4 protein-coding genes are annotated in these 2,097 nt (G+C 28.4%); 2 read left to right on the top strand and 2 right to left on the bottom strand.

The window, feature by feature from the left end:
* Positions 1 to 154: 154 nt before the first annotated feature.
* On the bottom strand, positions 155 to 673 hold the full coding sequence (locus ACMUOV_RS05415) for a 4'-phosphopantetheinyl transferase family protein (protein ID WP_413854088.1): 519 nt from the start codon (positions 671 to 673) through the stop codon (positions 155 to 157).
* An 8-nt stretch (positions 674 to 681) separates the two neighbouring features.
* Complete coding sequence (locus ACMUOV_RS05410; RefSeq protein ID WP_413854087.1) at positions 682 to 960, bottom strand: ACT domain-containing protein; 279 nt, start codon at positions 958 to 960, stop codon at positions 682 to 684.
* Positions 961 to 1,176: 216 nt separating this feature from the next.
* Between ACMUOV_RS05410 and ACMUOV_RS05405 the strand changes: the two genes are divergently transcribed.
* Positions 1,177 to 1,455 carry a hypothetical protein gene (locus ACMUOV_RS05405; protein WP_413854086.1) on the top strand — a complete coding sequence of 93 codons (279 nt, stop codon included), beginning with the start codon at positions 1,177 to 1,179 and terminating at the stop codon, positions 1,453 to 1,455.
* A 222-nt stretch (positions 1,456 to 1,677) separates the two neighbouring features.
* On the top strand, positions 1,678 to 2,097 hold a 420-nt coding region (locus ACMUOV_RS05400), incomplete at its 3' end, for a hypothetical protein (RefSeq protein ID WP_413854085.1).

Below are 2,097 nucleotides of genomic sequence, written 5' to 3'. Positions count from 1 at the left end.
TTCTGTATCTTCAATAACTTTGATAACAATTCTGTCACCTAATGGTTTAATCATGATTTCTCTCCTTTTTTACCTACTACACTTACACTACATTTATATAACAGTTTTTAAAAATAATTAAAATTTTTAAGGAAAAATTAATTATTTAATAATCTTATTTTATTTGTATCGGATTAATATTTTTATCAAAAATAATGTCAGAAACAACGCTTAAATAATATTCATTTTTAAAAATAGCAGTATAAGAATCCTTTACCTGTGTTCCTAATTTATATGATGCCTCTTTTAAAGTCCAAAAAGTATAAAATTTATCTGAATTCTCAAAATTTTGACCATAGTGTTGTGATAATTTTTCAAAATCACGCTCTTTTGCATATTCAATATCTATTCCGCAACTATGTTCATCAAAACACGCAATTACATAATCTTTTGAATGAGAAAGACAAAAATTTAAATCAGAATTTTCGAATTCCGGTTTCCCATTTTTATTGACAACAATTGTTGTATCTTCGATTTTATATATTTTCTTAGCAACATTTTTTATCAGATATCTGCCGATTGAATATTCCCAAAAACGTTTTTCACTATTGAAATTCTTATCGGCATAATCATTCAAAAAATCTTTGTCATGCATATTTTTAAATTCATTAATATCAATATAATAAATATTCATAAAAGCTCTTAAATATTGTGCATACTGTCAAAAATCTCTTTTTTCTGAACCCAAACTTCCATTCCCATTTCTGCACCGGTATTTGTAACGGCCTCTTTAATTTCTTTAAATGAATAAGTAGATTTTTCAATGTCACAAAGCATAAACATTACAAAATGCCCCTGCATAAGCGTTTGTTTAATATCTTCAATATTTACTTCATATTTGGCTAGGGCAGCCGTTAATGCCGCAACTATACCAACTTTATCCGCACCTGAGAGCGTAACTATTATTTTTGTTTCTTCCATTTTTTATCCTCTTATATTACAAATTTTATCACATAAGGAGGCATGTTTGCAATAATAGGTTTTACTTCTTTATAATAAATAATAATTTTGTAAAATTGTAATATTGTAATATTACTTAACATTTTTTTCTTAGAAAAGGCAATTTTTTAAATAAAAAAAACTTTATATACATGTAAACACGACGTTAGGATATAAGAAAAATAAGGAGAAAAAATTATGAGTATTATTAATGGATGTTCCGCAAGAAACAATTGCACACAAAATTCCGATGACGGGAAAATTACTGCAAATATTAATGGAAAAACAGTTAAAGTTTGTTCAACCGGAAATCCGGAAAAAGATGCAGAAAGAATTGCTCAAGTTGCAGGTTGTTCTGTACAAGAGGCAAAGCAAGCATTAGAGACTCAATATGGTAAACCTCAGCAGTCGAATCAAAGTGGCGGATGCAGCAGCACTAAAATAGGCAGCATGCTATCAGGTGAAACGTCTTGGTAATAATTAATTTTACTAATATTAAGAAGCGAGTGAAAAAACACTCGCTTTTTTAATTTGGATTATTTATGTTAAGTTTTATTAAAGGTATTTTTCTTGTTTTTAAAGGATTTTTTGAAAATTTATAAAAAAATTTAAAATAAATTTAGCAATTTTATATACAAATTATACTTTATATAAATACAAAGAGGATATGTAATCTATATAAATATTTAAGGAGAAAATATGACGACTTTAAACGGAGTTGACTTTACAAAAACAGGAAATCCTGTTGAGGATTTAAAGAATTATGCAACAGCAAGAGGAATTAGCGAAACTGAAGCCAAATCTGAATTAGAAGCAGAATATGGTGTCGCAGAGGCTGTAAAAAATTCACAAGATGAAAATAATATATCAGTAGATGGCAATTCATTTAATTTATCAGACAATGAATCTCTTTTGGAATTTTTAAAAGGTGCTATTGCAAAACTGATGGAAAATACCGGTGCTGACACAAAGAACAGTAATAATGAGCAAAAAGTAACAATTGACGGAGAAGAATTTACCCTTACAGGTGATCCTGAAGCAGATGCTCAAACCGTTGCAGACAAATTAGGAATAACTCTTGATGAGGCAAAAGAAAAATTAAAAGCAGAATTGGGTGAG

This window comes from Candidatus Ruminimicrobium bovinum, assembly GCF_902760015.1.
Taxonomy (GTDB): domain Bacteria; phylum Elusimicrobiota; class Endomicrobiia; order Endomicrobiales; family Endomicrobiaceae; genus Ruminimicrobium; species Ruminimicrobium bovinum.
Note: the sequence above shows the minus strand (reverse complement) of the source record. Positions and strands in the feature narration are given on the sequence as shown.